Source organism: Hydrogenophaga sp. (genome assembly GCF_026125825.1).
Lineage (GTDB): Bacteria > Pseudomonadota > Gammaproteobacteria > Burkholderiales > Burkholderiaceae_C > Hydrogenophaga.
This window is the reverse complement of the sequence record NZ_JAHCKK010000001.1, coordinates 81,284-96,044: the sequence shown is the minus strand read 5'-3', so window position 1 is coordinate 96,044 and position 14,761 is coordinate 81,284. Positions and strand designations below refer to the sequence as shown.

Genomic DNA, 14,761 nt, shown 5'->3' with positions numbered 1-14,761 from the left:
CTGTCAATATGTTCGCATGACCTTTATCGAAACCAGCCGGTTTCCGGCAGGCGCGGACAGTCGCCCTTGATCCTTGATCCTTGTTCATCCCACCGTCAGAAAGGTTTTCCATGTCCGTCGTTCCTGCCATCTTGCTTGCGGTTGATGCCGACGGCATTGCGACCCTGACCCTCAACCGGCCCGATCAGCTCAATGCCTTCGATCTTGAGATGGTGGATGCTTGGCGCGCAGCACTTGAGCAGGCCGAAGCTGATGAGCGAGTCAAGGTCATCGTCGTCACCGGTGCCGGTCGTGCTTTTTGTGCCGGCGGCGATTTCGAGGAGATGGCCAAATTCAGCGAAATGGACAGCATGGGACGCAAGGATTTTCTGTACCGCCACGTGCATCGCATTGCGCTCACGCTGGAGCGGATGGAAAAACCGGTCATTGCCGCTGTCAACGGCGCTGCGCGAGGCGCTGGCTGCGACATGGCTTTGATGTGCGATATCCGTTTGATGGCCAGCTCGGCCACGCTTGCCGAGAGTTATATCAACATCGGACTGATGGCTGGTGATGCCGGTGCCTGGTACTTGCCGCGCCTGATTGGCACCGCGCGCGCGCTTGAGTTGTTCTGGACCGGTCGCGTGGTGGGGGCGGAAGAGGCCGAACGCATTGGCATGGTCAATCGCGTGGTGCCCGATGCCGAACTGATGACCGCCACCTACGATATGGCGCGCACCATTGCCGCCAAGCCGCAGCAGGCGGTGCGCTTTTTTCGCCGCGCCGTCTACCAAAGCCAGACCATGGCGCTCGCCACGCACTTGGACATGGTGTCCTCGCACATGGCGGTGCTCGAAGACACGCCCGAGCATCGCGCCGGCATTGCGGCTTTCCGCACCCGCTCGCGCGCCAGCAAGTAAAAAAGGGCGGCGCCGTGCAAGGCATTCTGAGTGGCATCACCGTCATCGATCTGTCCCGCTTGATTGCCGGGCCTTACGCGGCCATGGTGCTGGCCGATCTGGGCGCGCGCGTCATCAAGGTCGAGGCGATCGCCGGCGAGGAGGGGCGGCATTTTGGCCCACCGTTTTATGGCGACTCCAGCGTCGCTTTCATGACCTGCAACCGGGGCAAGGAGTCGATCGCGCTGGACATACGCACCCCTGCCGGGCGCTCGGTGCTGGAGCGGCTGATTTCAAAAGCCCAGGTTCTGGTGCACAACTTTCGCCCCGACTTTGCCGAGACACATGCGCTGACCTACGACGCGGTGCGGCGCATCAACCCGACGCTGGTGTACTACATGGTCAGCGCCTTCGGTGAGCAGGGCGACTACCGGCTCAGGCCCTCGGTCGACAGCGTGGTGCAGGGCATGACGGGGGCCTTCTACGCCAGCGGGGAAGAGGGCAATCCACCGGTTCGTATCGGCTTGCCGATCATCGATGTGGCGTCCGGCATGTGCGGCGCGTTGGGCGTGCTGGCCGCGGTGATGTATTGGCAGCAGACCGGCCAGGGGCAGCGCGTGGAGTTGTCCCTGGTGGACACCATGTTCAATTTTCTTGCCAGCAAGGTGGGTGAATATGCGGTTGAGCAGCGCGAGCCGGTTCGTGCGGTGAACCTGCCGATTGCTGTGCCGAGCCGTCACTTTCGAGGCTCCGACGGTGCCTGGTTCAGCGTGTCGGTGGTGAATGAGGGTGCGTTCAAGCGGTTTTGCGCCGTCATCGAGCGGCTGGAGTGGCTCACCGATCCGCGTTACCAGCGCAATGCGGTGCGCATTGCCAACCGGCCGGCGCTGCTGGCTGAACTGGAGGCGATTTTCATCACCCGTTCGGCGGCTACCTGGGTGGCAGCCTTCGAGGCCGCCGATATTCCCTGTGGTCCGGTGAACACGGTGTCCGAGGCCATGGCCGACCCGGTGCTGGTCGCCCGTTTCGTGGAGCATCCTGAGATGCCGGGGCTGCCGCTAATCCCTTTTCCGGCGCAGCTTGCCGCGGGCATGCGCAAGATCGGTGACATGCTGGCACCTCCCGCGCTGGGGCAGCATACCGGGCCGGTGTTGGGCGAACTGGGCTATGGTGGGCCGGAGATTGCCCAACTGGTGCGCGACGGGGTCGTGCGCCTGCACGAAACTGCCATGGCAACCGCAGCAGTAGGGAAACCATGAGCAAAACTTCGCCCGACATTCTGTGGATCCCCAGCGCGGATCGCATCGCGGGTGCCGAGTTGACCTGTTTCCAACAATGGCTGGAACGCGAAAAAGGCGTGCGCTTTGCCGGCTACGAGGCCTTGTGGCAATGGTCCGTGGATGACTTGGAGGGTTTCTGGGGCGCCATCGTCGGCTATTTTGAGCTTCCGCTCGACGACTGGAATGGCCCGGTTCTGAGCGATCGGCAGATGCCGGGCGCGCAATGGTTTGTGGGCGCGCGCACCAACTATGCGCGGCAGGTGTTCCGGCACGCTACGGATGCCAGACCGGCCATCGTTTTTCGCAATGAAGCGGGCGAGCGGGCGGACATGTCTTGGCGCACGCTGCAGGACCAAGTGGCGGCGCTGGCGCAGTGGCTGCGCGCAGCGGGCGTGGGGCCGGGCGACCGCGTGGTGGCCTACCTGCCCAATATTCCGCAATCCATCGTGGCTTTTCTGGCCACGGTTTCCGTGGGGGCGATCTGGTCGGTGTGCTCGCCCGACATGGGGGCGCCCACGGTGCTGGACCGTTTCCGGCAAATCGATCCGAAGGTGTTGATCGCGGTCGATGGCTACCGCTGGGGTGGCAAGCGCTTCGACCGGCGCGACACCGTGGCCATGCTGCTCGACGGGCTGCCCAGCGTCGAGCGCTGCGTGCTCCTGCCCTACCTGGAGCGCAGCGCCAGCGTGGGCGCGCTGCGCGGTGGCGTGCTCTGGAGCGAGGTGGTCAGCGGCCCAGCTGAACTGCGCATTGAGTCAATGCCTTTCGACCACCCGCTGTGGGTGGTGTATTCATCGGGCACCACCGGCTTGCCCAAACCCATCGTGCACGGCCATGGCGGCATCGTGCTGGAGCAGGTCAAGCTGATGCGCCTGCACAACGACCTCGGTCCCGAAGACCGCTTCCACTGGTTTTCCACCACGGGCTGGATCATGTGGAACTGCCAGGTGGGTGGCTTGCTGGTGGGGGCGACGGTCTGCCTGTACGACGGCGCCCCGGCCTGGCCCGACTACACCACGCTGTGGCGCTTCGCGGGGGAAGTCGGCGTGACGTTTCTGGGTGCCGGTGCGGCGTTTTATGCGGCCTGCCAGAAAACAGGCGTAGAGCCGCGCGAGGTGGGCGCGCTGGGGCCGCTGCGCACCGTGGGTTCGACCGGCTCGCCACTGTCCCTGGAAAGCTACCAGTGGATTGCCAAGCATGTCGGGCGCGATGTCTGGATCAACCCGATCTCCGGCGGCACCGACTTCGCAGGGGCCTTCGTCGGCGGCGTGCCGACCCTGCCCGTTGTCGTGGGAGAAATGCAGGGGCGCTGCCTCGGGGCGCGCGTCGAGGCCTTCAACGAGCAGGGCCAGCCGGTCGTGGACGAGGTGGGTGAGTTGGTCTGCACCGCGCCCATGCCGTCCATGCCCCTCTACTTCTGGAACGACCCCGGCAACCGGCGCTATCTGGACAGTTATTTCGACATGTACCCCGGCGTCTGGCGGCATGGCGACTGGCTTCGCATCACACCGCGCGGCGGCGCAATCATCTACGGCCGCAGCGACACCACCATCAACCGCCACGGCGTGCGCATGGGCACGAGCGACATCTACAGCGTGGTCGAGGCGCTGCCCGAAGTGCTCGACAGTTTGGTGGTCGATCTTGAGTTTCTGGGGCGCGAAAGCTATATGCCGATGTTCGTCGTGCTGCGCCAGGGCGTGGCGCTGGACGCGCCGCTGATCGGGCGCATCAAGAGCGCCATCCGCGCGGCCGCGTCGCCGCGCCATGTGCCGGACGAGGTGTTTCCCGTGGCCGAGGTGCCGCGCACGCTCACCGGCAAGAAGCTCGAACTGCCGATCAAGAAGCTGCTGCTCGGCCAGCCCATCGACAAAGTGGTCAACCGCGATGCGCTGGCCAACCCCGCCAGCCTTGACTGGTTTCTTGAGTTTGCGCGCGTGCGTGCCACGCAGACCCGATAGTTTCCCCCAACCAATATCACGAAGAAACACCATGAGCGATCAGGAAGTCATTTACGACGTCAAAAATTACGTTGCCACCATCACCATCAATCGGCCCAAGACGCTCAACGCTTTCACTGGTGACACCATCAAGGACATGGAGCGACTGCTGGCCCAGGCCGGCGACGATCCGAAGGTCGGCGTGATCGTGCTGACCGGTGCTGGCGAGCGCGCCTTTTGTGTCGGCGGTGATGTCAACTGGGAAAAGGGCGAAGGTGGCAAGAGCGGCCTGCAGGACCTGGAATTCAACTTCAACCGCCAGATCGCCGAATGTCCCAAGCCGGTGATCGCGCGCGTCAACGGCTATGCCATTGGTGCCGGTCACCACATTGCCTACTTTTGTGACTTCACGATTGCCGCCGAGCATGCGATCTTTGGTCAGAACGGGCCACGCGTCGGCTCACCGGCCGGTGGCTACATCGTCTCGCACGCGGCCAATGTGCTTGGCCACAAGCGGGCGCGCGAACTGTGGATGCTGTGCCGCCGCTACAGCGCGAAGCAGGCGTTCGACTGGGGTCTGGCCAACTCGGTGGTGCCCATGGCCCAACTCGACGAAGAGGTGCAGAAGTACTGCGACGAATTGCTGTCGCTGTCGCCGACCTGCCTGAAGATTGTCAAGCGTTCGTTCTACCACCACATGGCCCCGATCATGGGCAAGGACATGAACGACCTGATCCAGGAAGTGGCACCTAACTATTTCAGTACCGGCGAGCAGCAGGAAGGGGCCAGCGCCTTTCTTGAGAAACGCAAGCCCGACTTCAGCAAATTCCGCTAACCGGTAACCTTTATCCTGCGCGGCTCGGCGGGGAACTTTTAGAGACTGAAAATGATGAACCAAGAACGTTACCCCGAGTTGCGTGCCGCGCTGCGCGATCTTTTCAAACGCTTCCCTGACGAGTACTTTCGCAAGATTGACGATGCCCGTGCTTACCCCGAGGCGTGTGTGGACGCGCTGACCAGGGCCGGCTGGCTGGCGGTGATGATTCCGCAGGAGTACGGCGGAGCTGGCTTGGGTCTGGCCGAAGCCTCGGTGGTGATGGAAGAGGTCAACCGCTGCGGCGGCAATGCCGGCGCCTGTCACGGCCAGATGTACAACATGGGCACCTTGCTGCGCCATGGCTCGGACGAGCAAAAGCGCCGCTACCTGCCAAAAATCGCCAGCGGCGATCTGCGCCTGCAGTCCATGGGCGTGACCGAGCCAACCACAGGCACCGACACCACCAAGATCAAGACCACCGCAGTCAAGCAGGGCGACCGCTATGTGGTCAATGGCCAGAAGGTCTGGATCTCGCGGATTCAGCACTCCGATCTGATGATTTTGCTGGCACGCACCACCCCGCTCAAGGATGTAAAGCGCAAGTCAGAGGGCATGTCGATCTTTATCGTTGACCTGCACCAGGCCATTGGCCAGGGCATGACTGTGAACCCGATCCGCAACATGGTCAACCACGAGACCAATGAGCTGTTCTTCGACAACCTCGAAATCCCGGCCGAGAACCTGATCGGCGAGGAGGGCAAAGGTTTCAAGTACATCCTGGACGGCCTGAACGCCGAGCGCACGCTGATTGCCGCCGAGTGCATTGGCGACGCCCGCTGGTTCGTCGAGCGCAGCGCCCGCTATGCCCGCGAGCGCCGCGTGTTTGACCGCCCGATTGGGCAGAACCAGGGCGTGCAGTTTCCCTTGGCCGAGGCCCACATCGAGACCGAAGCCGCTGACCTGATGCGCTGGCGTGCCTGCGAGCTGTTTGACGCCCACCAACCGTGTGGCGCAGAGGCCAATATGGCCAAGTACCTGGCCGCCAAAGCCTCCTGGGAGGCGGCCAACACCGCCATTCAGACCCATGGCGGCTTTGGCTTTGCCTGCGAATACGACATCGAGCGCAAGTTCCGCGAAACCCGGCTGTACCAAGTGGCGCCGATCTCCACCAACCTGATTCTGAGTTACGTGGCCGAGCATGTGCTCGAGTTGCCGCGCTCATTCTGAAAGAAATTGCCATGCGTCCATTGGAAGGAATGCTGATTGTCACGCTGGAGCACGCGATTGCCGCGCCGTTCTGCACCCGCCAGTTGGCCGATCTCGGCGCGCGCGTCATCAAGGTCGAGCGTCCGGGCGAGGGCGACTTCGCCCGCGCCTACGACAGCCGGGCCCACGGCTCGGCTTCCCACTTCGTCTGGTGCAACCGCTCCAAGGAAAGCCTGACGCTCGACCTCAAACACCCGGCCGCACGCGCCGTACTGCAAAAGCTGGTGGAGCGCGCCGACGTGCTGGTGCAGAATCTGGCGCCCGGTGCTGCCGCGCGCATGGGACTGGACCATGCCAGCCTGGCGCCGGTCAACCCGCGCATCGTGGTGTGCGACATCTCGGGCTACGGCGACGGCGGCCCCTACACCGCGAAAAAGGCCTATGACCTGCTGATCCAGAGCGAAGCCGGTTTTGTGTCGGTGACCGGAACGCCGGAGACGCCATCCAAGGCCGGACTGTCGATTGCCGACATCGCCGCTGGCATGTACGCCTACAGCAGCGTGCTGGCCGCTTTGCTGGAGCGCGGGCGCACGGGGCGTGGCCAACGGCTCGAAATCTCCATGCTCGAAGCCATGTCCGAATGGATGGGCTTCCCGCTCTACTACACGCTGGATGGCCAGCCGCCGCCGCTGCGTGCTGGCGCCTCGCACGCCGCCATTTACCCCTACGGCCCTTTTACCTGCGGCGACGGCAAGCAGGTGGTGCTGGCGGTGCAGCACGACCGCGAATGGGCCACCTTCTGCAACCAGGTGTTGCAATTGCCCGAGCTGACCGCACAGTACCTGGGCAACGCCAACCGGCTGGCCCAGCGCGAGAAACTGCGCGGCATCATCGAAGGTGTCTGCGCCACCCTGACCGCGGCGCAACTGGTGGCGCGGCTGGATGCGGCGCAAATCGCCAACGGCCAGCTCAACGAGATGGCCGACCTGTGGAAGCACCCGCAACTCGCGGCGCGTGGGCGCTGGACCGAGATCGATTCGCCAGGCGGCACGCTGCCGGCGCTGTACCCGCCGCACCACGTCCAGGGCAGCGAGCCGCCGCCGCCCATGGGGCCGGTGCCTGCGCTGGGTCAGCACACCGAAGCCATCCTGACCGAGCTCGGCTACGGCGAGACTGACATCGCCCGGCTGCGTGCAGACCAAGCCATCTGACTGCGAGATCGATGCCATGACCCCAGATACAAACCCGAGCGCGACGCTGGCTGCCTTTGCCGCCGATCTGTCATTCGACACCATTCCGGCGCCGGTGCTGCGCCGAACCGAAGACCTGTTCCTCGACTGGTACGCCTCCGCGTTGGCGGGCAAGGGCGCCCGGCCGGTCGAGGCCATCGAAGCCTATGCCCGCACCATGGGGCCGGCCTCCGGCCGCGCCGAGGTGCTGATCTCGCGCCGCACCACCTCGCCCCATTTCGCTGCGATGGTCAACGCGGCCGCCTCGCATTTCGCCGAGCAGGATGACGTCCACAACGGCTCGGTGTTTCATCCCGCAGCCGTCGTGTTCCCGGCGGCGCTGGCCATCGCGCAGGACATCGGTGCCAGCGGCCGCGAGTTCCTGGCCGCCGTAGTGGCGGGCTATGAAGTCGGCATTCGGGTGGGCGAGTTCCTGGGCCGCTCGCACTACCGCATCTTTCACACCACGGCCACCGCCGGCACGCTGGCCGCCGCTGCGGCGGCCGGACGGCTGCTCAAGCTCGATGCGACCACCATGCTGCATGCCTTCGGCAGCGCCGGCACACAAGCCGCCGGGCTGTGGGAGTTTTTGCGCGACGCCGCTGACTCCAAGCAACTGCACACCGCGCATGCGGCGTCCAGCGGCTTGGCCTGCGCCTACTTGGCGCGCGAGGGGCTGACCGGCGCGCGCCAGATTCTGGAAGGCGCGCAAGGCATGGCTGCGGGCATGTCGAACGACGCCGATCCGGCGCGCCTGACCGACCGCCTGGGCCAGCGCTGGGCCACGGCGGAAACCTCGTTCAAATACCACGCCTCGTGCCGCCACACCCACCCCAGCGCCGACGCGCTGCTGGCGCTGATGCAGACGCATGGGCTCAAGGCCGACGATATTGCCGCGGTGACCACCCATGTGCACCAGGGCGCCATCGACGTGCTGGGCCGCGTCACCGTGCCCGCCACCGTGCACCAGGCCAAATTCTCAATGGGCACGGTGCTGGCGCTGGCCGCCGAATACGGCTTTGCCGGGCTGAATGAATTTGAAGCGCATTACCTCGCGCCGCGCGTGGCCGCCTTGCGCGACCGCGTGACGATGCAGCTCGACGCCGAGGTCGATAAGGCCTACCCGCAGCGCTGGATCGGCAAGGTAACGGTGAGCACGCGCGATGGCCACACCTTTGGCGCGCGGGTCGATGAGCCCAAAGGCGACCCTGGCAACACCCTGACACGTGCCGAGCTGGAAGACAAGGCGCAGCGCCTGGCGGCCTACGGCAAGGGGGCCACGCCTGCAGAGGTGGAGGCACTGATCGCGCGCGTCTGGGCGGTCGCCGAGGCGCCGCACATCGAGCGCTGGTTGGCGGCATGAGCATGGCGACCAGCACCCTCGGCCTCCATGTCCTGCGGCGTGCCTATCTTTTTGTGCCCGCAGACAGGCCTGAGCGTTTTGCCAAGGCGCGCGCCAGCGGCGCCGACGCGGTGATTGTTGATCTGGAAGACGCGGTTGCCCCCGAGGCGAAGGCGAGCGCACGCGACGCGCTGGCGACGGCGCTTGATGCGTCGGCACCGCTGGTTGTGCGCATCAATGCCGCTGGCACGCCCTGGTTTGAAGACGATCTCGAACTGTGTCGCCATCCTGGTGTGGCGGCGGTGATGCTGCCCAAGGCCGAGGGTATCGATGCCGTGTGCACCGTGGTCGAGATCACCTATAAGGACGTGTTGCCGATCATCGAGTCGGCGCGCGGCCTTAGGGAAATCCACAGCATTGCGAGCGTGCCGGGCGTGATCCGCCTGGCTTTTGGCAGCGTCGATCTGGCGCTCGATCTGGGCATTGACTGTGCGCCCGATGGCGCGGAGTCAGAGCTGCTGGCTTTCCGCTCACAAGTGGTGCTGGCCTCGCGGCTGGCCGGGCTGGCCGCGCCAGTTGATGGTGTCAGCACCGCGATCGAGGACCTGCAACGCTTGCAGGCGGACACTGAACGCTCACGTCGACTCGGCTTTGGTGCCAAGCTGTGCATCCACCCGAAGCAGCTTGCCATCGTCCAGGCGGTGTTCACGCCGCCCCCCGAACGGCTTGACTGGGCGCGCCGCGTCTGCAAAGCATTTGAAACGGCGGGTGGTTCCGCTGTGGCGGTTGACAGCCAGATGGTCGATCTGCCGGTGTACCAGCGTGCACAAGCCGTGCTGCGCGACGCGGGTCTGAGCGCCTGATTTTTTAAGCCCACCCCAAACCGACTGGAATTTCTCATGACCCGCAAGAACAAACCCATCCGCTCCGACATTGCGTGGAGTACCCCCGACCGCATCGAGGTGCACGGCAAAAGCCTGCCCGACGAAATTCTTGGCCATCTCAACCTGGGTGATATGGCCTTCCTGCAGATCGTCGGGCGCATGCCGACGCCGCAGGAGTCCAACGTATTCAACGCGATCGCGGTGACGCTGGTCGAACACGGCATCACGCCGAGTGCGCTGGTCGCGCGACTGACTTACGCCGGTGCGCCCGAATCGCTGCAGGCGGCGGTGGCGGCCGGATTGTGCGGCCTGGGCAGCGTGTTCGTCGGCAGCACCGAAGGCACCGCCAAAATGCTGTACGAGGCGCTGCCGCCGGGCACACGCGACGCCGATCTGGAGCGCATTGCGCGCGAAACCGTGGCGGCCTACCGAGAGCGTGGCCAGATCATTCCGGGGCTCGGCCATCCGCTGCACAAGCCGGTCGATCCGCGTGCCCCGCGCCTGTTCCAGATCGCCAAAGACAACGGCTTTTCCGGCGACTACATCCGCCTGGAACAACTGATCTGCGACGAGGCCGAACGCGCCGCTGGCAAGTCGCTTCCCGTCAACGCGACCGGCGCCATCGGCGCCATCAGCTGCGAACTCGGGCTGCCATGGAAAATCGTGCGCGGCATCGGCGTCCTGGCGCGTGCCATCGGGCTGGTGGGGCACATCCTGGAAGAGAGCAAGAACCCGATGGCGGTCGAGATCTGGCAGCGGGTCGAAGACGAGGCCACCCAGCACATCAGGCCGCAAGGCGCCTGAAGCGCTGTGGCTGGCCTTGCAGGCACGATGCGCCCGCGTCGATCTATCGATTGAATTTTGCTGGACACCACTGGAGTATTGCGCGATGAATGACACGATCCTGAGAGAAGAACCCATTCACTGGGTGCAATCACCTTCGCAGACTGCCGAGGCATCGAGCGTGGGAGCCTGGTCGACCGAAGCCGTAGTGGCGCTGTTCGATCAGCCGTTTACCGAGCTTCTGTTTCGCGCGCAGACCGTTCACCGCGAGCACTTCGACCCGACCGAGGTCGAGCTCGCCACGCTGCTGTCGATCAAGACCGGTGGCTGCCCGGAAGACTGTGGCTACTGCCCGCAGTCGGTGCACTACGACACCGGCGTAGCGGCCAGTAAGCTCATGGCGGTGGAAGAGGTGCGCGACGCGGCCGTGCGCGCCAAGGCGGCCGGCGCCACACGCTTCTGCATGGGCGCGGCCTGGCGCGCGCCCAAGGACCGCGACGTGCAAGCCGTGGCCGAGCTGGTGCGCGCGGTCAAGGACGTGGGCCTGGAGGCCTGCGCCACCCTGGGCATGCTCAACGAGGGCCACGCCGAAACCCTGCGCGACGCCGGGCTCGACTACTACAACCACAACCTGGACAGCGCCCCCGACTTTTACGGCGACATCGTCACCACGCGCGATTACCAGGACCGGCTCGACACCCTGCAACGCGTGCGCGGGGCGGGCGTCCGGGTCTGCAGTGGCGGGATCGTGGGCATGGGCGAGACGCGGGTGCAGCGTGCGGCGCTGATCGCCCAGCTGGCCAACCTGGCGCCCGATTACCCCGAATCGGTGCCGATCAACAACCTGGTCAAGGTCGAAGGCACGCCGCTGGCCGATCAGGCCGAACTGGACCCGCTGGAGTTCGTGCGCATGATCGCGGTCGCCCGCATCACCATGCCGCGAGCCCGGGTGCGCCTGTCGGCCGGGCGCCAGCAGATGAGCGATGCGGTGCAGGCCCTGTGTTTTGCGGCCGGCGCCAACTCCATCTTTTATGGCGAGAAGCTGCTGACCACCGGCAACCCCGACATCGAACGCGACCGGGCGCTGATGCAGCGCCTGGGCCTGCATGCGCGCCACACTATGGGCGCCTGAGGACCACGACCATGTTTCGCACCCTGCTGAAATCCAAAATCCACCGCGCCACCGTCACCCACTGCGAGCTGCACTACGAAGGGTCCTGCGGCATCGACGAAGACCTGCTTGAGGCGAGCAACATCCGCCCCAACGAACAGGTGCACATCTGGAACGTCAACAACGGCGAACGTTTCATCACCTACGCCATCAAGTCGCCGCGCGGCAGCGGCATCATTTCGCTCAACGGCTCGGCCGCCCGGCGCGCCAGTGTGGGCGACCTGGTGATCATCGCGGCCTTTGGCATGGTTCACGAGGACAAGCTCGACGAGGCCGTGCCGAAGCTGGTGTTCCCCGACGCCGCCAACCGCATCGTCGAGACCCGCAGCGAGCCCGCCGGTCCGCAGTCCGGCGATCCGGTCATCCGGCCCCTAGGCGCCGAGCTTTGATGCTACCTGTGTCGGCCAACGACGCCTGGCGCTAGCGCAGCCCGGCTGGGGTTTGGCACCCCTGCACCCAGATGAAGCTGCACGCGTCCGAGGGTGCTGCGCTGCCGCTGATTCCCGTGGCGCGGGCCCAGGCGTGTGGCTGCGCGACCACGGAGGCTGGTGCCATCTGAATGCGATCAGCTCCTGGTGGGTCAACCTGTTCGGGCACAACCACCCCGCCATCCGCACCGCGCTGATCGATCTGTTGCACACGCTCGACCACGTGATGCTGGCTGGTTTCACCCACGGGCCGGCGGTTGAACTGTCCGAGCGCCTGGCTGCGCTCACTGGCCTGGGCCACGCCTTCAACGGGAGCGACGGCGCCAGCACCACCGAGAGCGTCAAAGTGATCCGCGCGGAACTGGCTTTCGGCGACGCAAAAGAACAGTGTCACCGTTTTGAGGAGGGTTCTCTTCCAACATCTGCCGGAAACGCTGTGCAGCGCTACCGTCGGCGCTCGGCTGCATTGCCACGCCGAGCGCTACCGCGAGCGATGCTTCTGACGACACATCGCGAAACTCCACTCGCCTGGTGGAACCTGTGCTGCATGCTGCAGGGACCAATGCCACCCCGATGCCGCTTTCCACAAGACTGACCAACGTCTGAACCTGCACGGCTTCCTGCGTGACCCGGGGAGTAAAGCCAGCGGTCTGGCAGACCAGCATCACCTGTGCTCTAAGGTTTACCGCGCTCGACGCTGAGTACATGATGAAAGCTTCATTGGCCAAGTCCGATAGCGCCACGCGTTTGCGCCGGGTCAGCGGATGGTGCATCGGCAAGGCGACCACCAGTCTGTCCCATTCCACCGGTCTGATTTCGATCGGTGTGGCTTCTGCCACGGGGTATCGAACGAGCCCTAGGTCCAGCGCACCAGCCTCCAGGTCGCGAAGTATCTGTGTGGTCGTGCCTTCGCGCAAGTCGAGCACCACATTCGGGTAGCGCTCGCGAAAAAGCGGCAGTACGCGTGGCAGCATCGCATAGGTGGCGGAGCCTACAAAGCCAATGCGCAATCGCCCGCCGCGCAATCGTGGCCGCCGTCTGGTCAGGGGGCGCCCCCTCGACTACCGCCTGGGAGGACGACGCAGCGAAATGGGGCCAGCGAAATGTCGCTTTTGGATGGGTCATTTCCTCAGATGGCACGCGAAGACGCTGTTTCACGCTTGAAGTCCGGCCGCCCGGAATCGCGGCAGCGACACACCGCCCCCGACGGGCTCGCAAACCAGCTCGACAGCCATGTCGAAGGTGACCACCGAAGGATCTGGACCGACGAAGGCGCTGATCATCCGCGGACCTTCTTCGAGTTCTACCAGCAGCACGGCATAGGGCGTGTCCTGCTTGAAGGCCGGGCCGGGCGCCCGGTGGACCACGCTGAACGAATACACCTTGGCGCGACCGCTGGCGGCGCGGTGATCAAGGCGCTCGCTACCGCACTCACGGCAGATCGCCTGTTGGTAGAGCTGCACGTGGCCGCACGCAAGGCAGTGCTGCAGCAGCAGCTCGCCTTCCTGAATGCCGCGCCAATAGATTTCAGAATCCGCATCCGGCATCGGCTGCGGCTTGAGGTGGGCGTCTTTTGGGTTGATCACAGCGTGGCCTCCGTTCCCAGGATGGTGGTGGCGTTGGTCGCAAAACCGGCGCCCAGGCTGTGCACCATGCCAAGTTCAGCACCCGCGACCTGGCGTTCACCGCAGCTTCCGCGCAGCTGGTTGACGACCTCATAGAAATGAAACAGCGAGCCCGGCATGCCCGAGTGCGCAAACGACAGCAGGCCGCCATGGGTGTTGCAGGGGATGGCTCCGCCGTAGGTGATCTGCCCGTCCTCGACGAAGCGCCCACCTTCGCCCTTGGGGCAGAACCCGAGGTCCTCCAGCATCATGATCACCGTGCCGGTGAAGCAGTCATAGACCCCGGCCACGTCGATGTCCTTCGGCCCGCAGCCCGCCATGGCGTAGGCCCTGGCGCTCGACTGCACCGCGCCCGTGGTGGTCAGCGAGGGCATCAGGAAGATGTGCTCGTGCGTGTAGCATTCGCCGCCGCCGAGGATGTAAATGGGCTTGGCAATTCCCAGCGCCCTGGCGCGCTCGGCCGACGTGACGATGAAGGCTGCTGCGCCGTCGGAGATGAGAGAGCAGTCGAGCTTGTGGTAAGGCGTTGTCACCCAGCCGGAATTCAGCACGTCATCGACGCTCAGCGGATCGGTCATCTGCGCCCCCGGCGTGCGGCGTGCGTGTTCGCGGTGGATCACCGCCACCTTGGCAAACTGCTCGGAGGTGGTGCCGAACTCTTTCATGTGCCGATGCGCGGTCATGGCGAAGGTGTTGGCCACGGGAATGCCGAAGGGCATTTCGTATTGCTGGTCCCGGCTTTCGGTCATCGAGCGCAGGGCAAGGTCGGGGGACAGACCGGTCAGCAGGCTGTCGCCCCCCACCACCAGCACCGTCTCGGCCAGGCCGCCGGCAATGGCGGCGGCGGCGATGTTGAACATGGTGGCCGCCGTGGCGCCGGAGACCTGCAGCGTGTTGGAAAACGTTGGCTGGATGCCCAGGTATTCGCTGAAAGCCACGCTGAAGCGGTGGAACGGCGAGGCAAAGGCGGAGCTTGAGAGCACGCCATCGACCTCGTGCTTGCCGATGCCGGCCTCGGCCAGCGCCTTGCCCGCTGCGTCGGCGGCCAGCGCGAGCGCGCTCTTGCCCGGCACGCGGCCGACGGCGGAAATGCCCGCACCGATGATCGCGGTTTTACCGCGAAGCGTATGCGACGAGGGTGCGGATTTGATGTTTGCCATAACTGGGTTCGTGGGTCGGAG

At 65.0% G+C, this 14,761-nt stretch carries 14 protein-coding genes and 1 pseudogene; 12 read left to right on the top strand and 3 right to left on the bottom strand.

Annotated features, from left to right (window positions below):
* The first annotated feature begins 110 nt into the window (after window positions 1-110).
* The 12 genes and pseudogenes from KIT86_RS00440 to KIT86_RS00385 all read left to right on the top strand — a co-directional run.
* Complete coding sequence (locus tag KIT86_RS00440) at window positions 111-899, top strand: enoyl-CoA hydratase-related protein (RefSeq protein ID WP_056278432.1); 789 nt, start codon at window positions 111-113, stop codon at window positions 897-899.
* A gap of 14 nt (window positions 900-913) precedes the next feature.
* Window positions 914-2,137, top strand: coding sequence for a CoA transferase (locus tag KIT86_RS00435; RefSeq protein ID WP_297393947.1), 1,224 nt, complete (start codon window positions 914-916; stop codon window positions 2,135-2,137).
* Window positions 2,134-4,116, top strand: a complete 1,983-nt coding sequence (locus KIT86_RS00430) for an acetoacetate--CoA ligase (protein WP_056278426.1) — start codon at window positions 2,134-2,136, stop codon at window positions 4,114-4,116. The genes KIT86_RS00435 and KIT86_RS00430 overlap by 4 nt, the downstream gene beginning before the upstream one ends.
* Before the next feature lie 31 nt (window positions 4,117-4,147).
* Window positions 4,148-4,930 carry an enoyl-CoA hydratase-related protein gene (locus KIT86_RS00425; RefSeq protein WP_056278424.1) on the top strand — a complete coding sequence of 261 codons (783 nt, stop codon included), beginning with the start codon at window positions 4,148-4,150 and terminating at the stop codon, window positions 4,928-4,930.
* Between the two features lie 51 nt (window positions 4,931-4,981).
* Entirely contained in the window at window positions 4,982-6,139 is a 1,158-nt protein-coding gene (locus KIT86_RS00420; RefSeq protein WP_056278421.1) for an acyl-CoA dehydrogenase family protein, read from the top strand.
* Window positions 6,140-6,150: 11 nt separating this feature from the next.
* A complete protein-coding gene (locus tag KIT86_RS00415) occupies window positions 6,151-7,329 on the top strand; it encodes a CaiB/BaiF CoA-transferase family protein (protein WP_056278417.1) in 1,179 nt (392 codons plus the stop codon).
* A gap of 16 nt (window positions 7,330-7,345) precedes the next feature.
* Window positions 7,346-8,710, top strand: a complete 1,365-nt coding sequence (locus tag KIT86_RS00410) for an MmgE/PrpD family protein (RefSeq protein WP_056278598.1) — start codon at window positions 7,346-7,348, stop codon at window positions 8,708-8,710.
* A 2-nt stretch (window positions 8,711-8,712) separates the two neighbouring features.
* The gene (locus KIT86_RS00405) at window positions 8,713-9,552 is read left to right on the top strand and encodes a CoA ester lyase (protein WP_297393944.1); all 840 of its coding nucleotides are present in this window, start codon (window positions 8,713-8,715) and stop codon (window positions 9,550-9,552) included.
* Window positions 9,553-9,588: 36 nt separating this feature from the next.
* Window positions 9,589-10,377, top strand: a complete 789-nt coding sequence (locus KIT86_RS00400; RefSeq protein WP_056278412.1) for a citryl-CoA lyase — start codon at window positions 9,589-9,591, stop codon at window positions 10,375-10,377.
* 85 nt (window positions 10,378-10,462) lie between these two features.
* Window positions 10,463-11,488 (top strand): biotin synthase BioB, encoded by a 1,026-nt coding sequence (bioB, locus tag KIT86_RS00395; RefSeq protein ID WP_297393942.1) that lies wholly within the window; start codon window positions 10,463-10,465, stop codon window positions 11,486-11,488.
* A gap of 11 nt (window positions 11,489-11,499) precedes the next feature.
* On the top strand, window positions 11,500-11,916 hold the full coding sequence (gene panD / locus KIT86_RS00390; RefSeq protein WP_297393941.1) for an aspartate 1-decarboxylase: 417 nt from the start codon (window positions 11,500-11,502) through the stop codon (window positions 11,914-11,916).
* A 71-nt stretch (window positions 11,917-11,987) separates the two neighbouring features.
* Window positions 11,988-12,292, top strand: a pseudogene (locus tag KIT86_RS00385) (aminotransferase class III-fold pyridoxal phosphate-dependent enzyme); the annotation flags it as partial.
* Between the two features lie 4 nt (window positions 12,293-12,296).
* Here the strand turns inward: KIT86_RS00385 and KIT86_RS00380 are convergent.
* From KIT86_RS00380 to KIT86_RS00370, 3 genes are all read right to left on the bottom strand, one after another.
* Entirely contained in the window at window positions 12,297-12,965 is a 669-nt protein-coding gene (locus tag KIT86_RS00380) for a LysR family substrate-binding domain-containing protein (protein WP_297393939.1), read from the bottom strand.
* A 144-nt stretch (window positions 12,966-13,109) separates the two neighbouring features.
* Window positions 13,110-13,541, bottom strand: a complete 432-nt coding sequence (locus KIT86_RS00375; RefSeq protein ID WP_210830019.1) for an OB-fold domain-containing protein — start codon at window positions 13,539-13,541, stop codon at window positions 13,110-13,112.
* Window positions 13,538-14,740, bottom strand: a complete 1,203-nt coding sequence (locus KIT86_RS00370) for a thiolase (RefSeq protein ID WP_297393936.1) — start codon at window positions 14,738-14,740, stop codon at window positions 13,538-13,540. Before KIT86_RS00370 ends, KIT86_RS00375 begins: the two co-directional genes overlap by 4 nt.
* Between the last annotated feature and the right edge of the window lie 21 nt (window positions 14,741-14,761).

Coding starts and splice junctions, on each gene's coding strand:
- KIT86_RS00415 (WP_056278417.1), top strand. CDS start 6,151: ATGCGTCCATTGGAAGGAATGCTGATTGTCACGCTGGAGCACGCGATT.
- bioB (WP_297393942.1), top strand. CDS start 10,463: ATGAATGACACGATCCTGAGAGAAGAACCCATTCACTGGGTGCAATCA.
- panD (WP_297393941.1), top strand. CDS start 11,500: ATGTTTCGCACCCTGCTGAAATCCAAAATCCACCGCGCCACCGTCACC.
- KIT86_RS00370 (WP_297393936.1), bottom strand. CDS start 14,740: ATGGCAAACATCAAATCCGCACCCTCGTCGCATACGCTTCGCGGTAAA.
- KIT86_RS00420 (WP_056278421.1), top strand. CDS start 4,982: ATGATGAACCAAGAACGTTACCCCGAGTTGCGTGCCGCGCTGCGCGAT.
- KIT86_RS00400 (WP_056278412.1), top strand. CDS start 9,589: ATGACCCGCAAGAACAAACCCATCCGCTCCGACATTGCGTGGAGTACC.
- KIT86_RS00405 (WP_297393944.1), top strand. CDS start 8,713: ATGGCGACCAGCACCCTCGGCCTCCATGTCCTGCGGCGTGCCTATCTT.
- KIT86_RS00430 (WP_056278426.1), top strand. CDS start 2,134: ATGAGCAAAACTTCGCCCGACATTCTGTGGATCCCCAGCGCGGATCGC.
- KIT86_RS00440 (WP_056278432.1), top strand. CDS start 111: ATGTCCGTCGTTCCTGCCATCTTGCTTGCGGTTGATGCCGACGGCATT.
- KIT86_RS00425 (WP_056278424.1), top strand. CDS start 4,148: ATGAGCGATCAGGAAGTCATTTACGACGTCAAAAATTACGTTGCCACC.
- KIT86_RS00410 (WP_056278598.1), top strand. CDS start 7,346: ATGACCCCAGATACAAACCCGAGCGCGACGCTGGCTGCCTTTGCCGCC.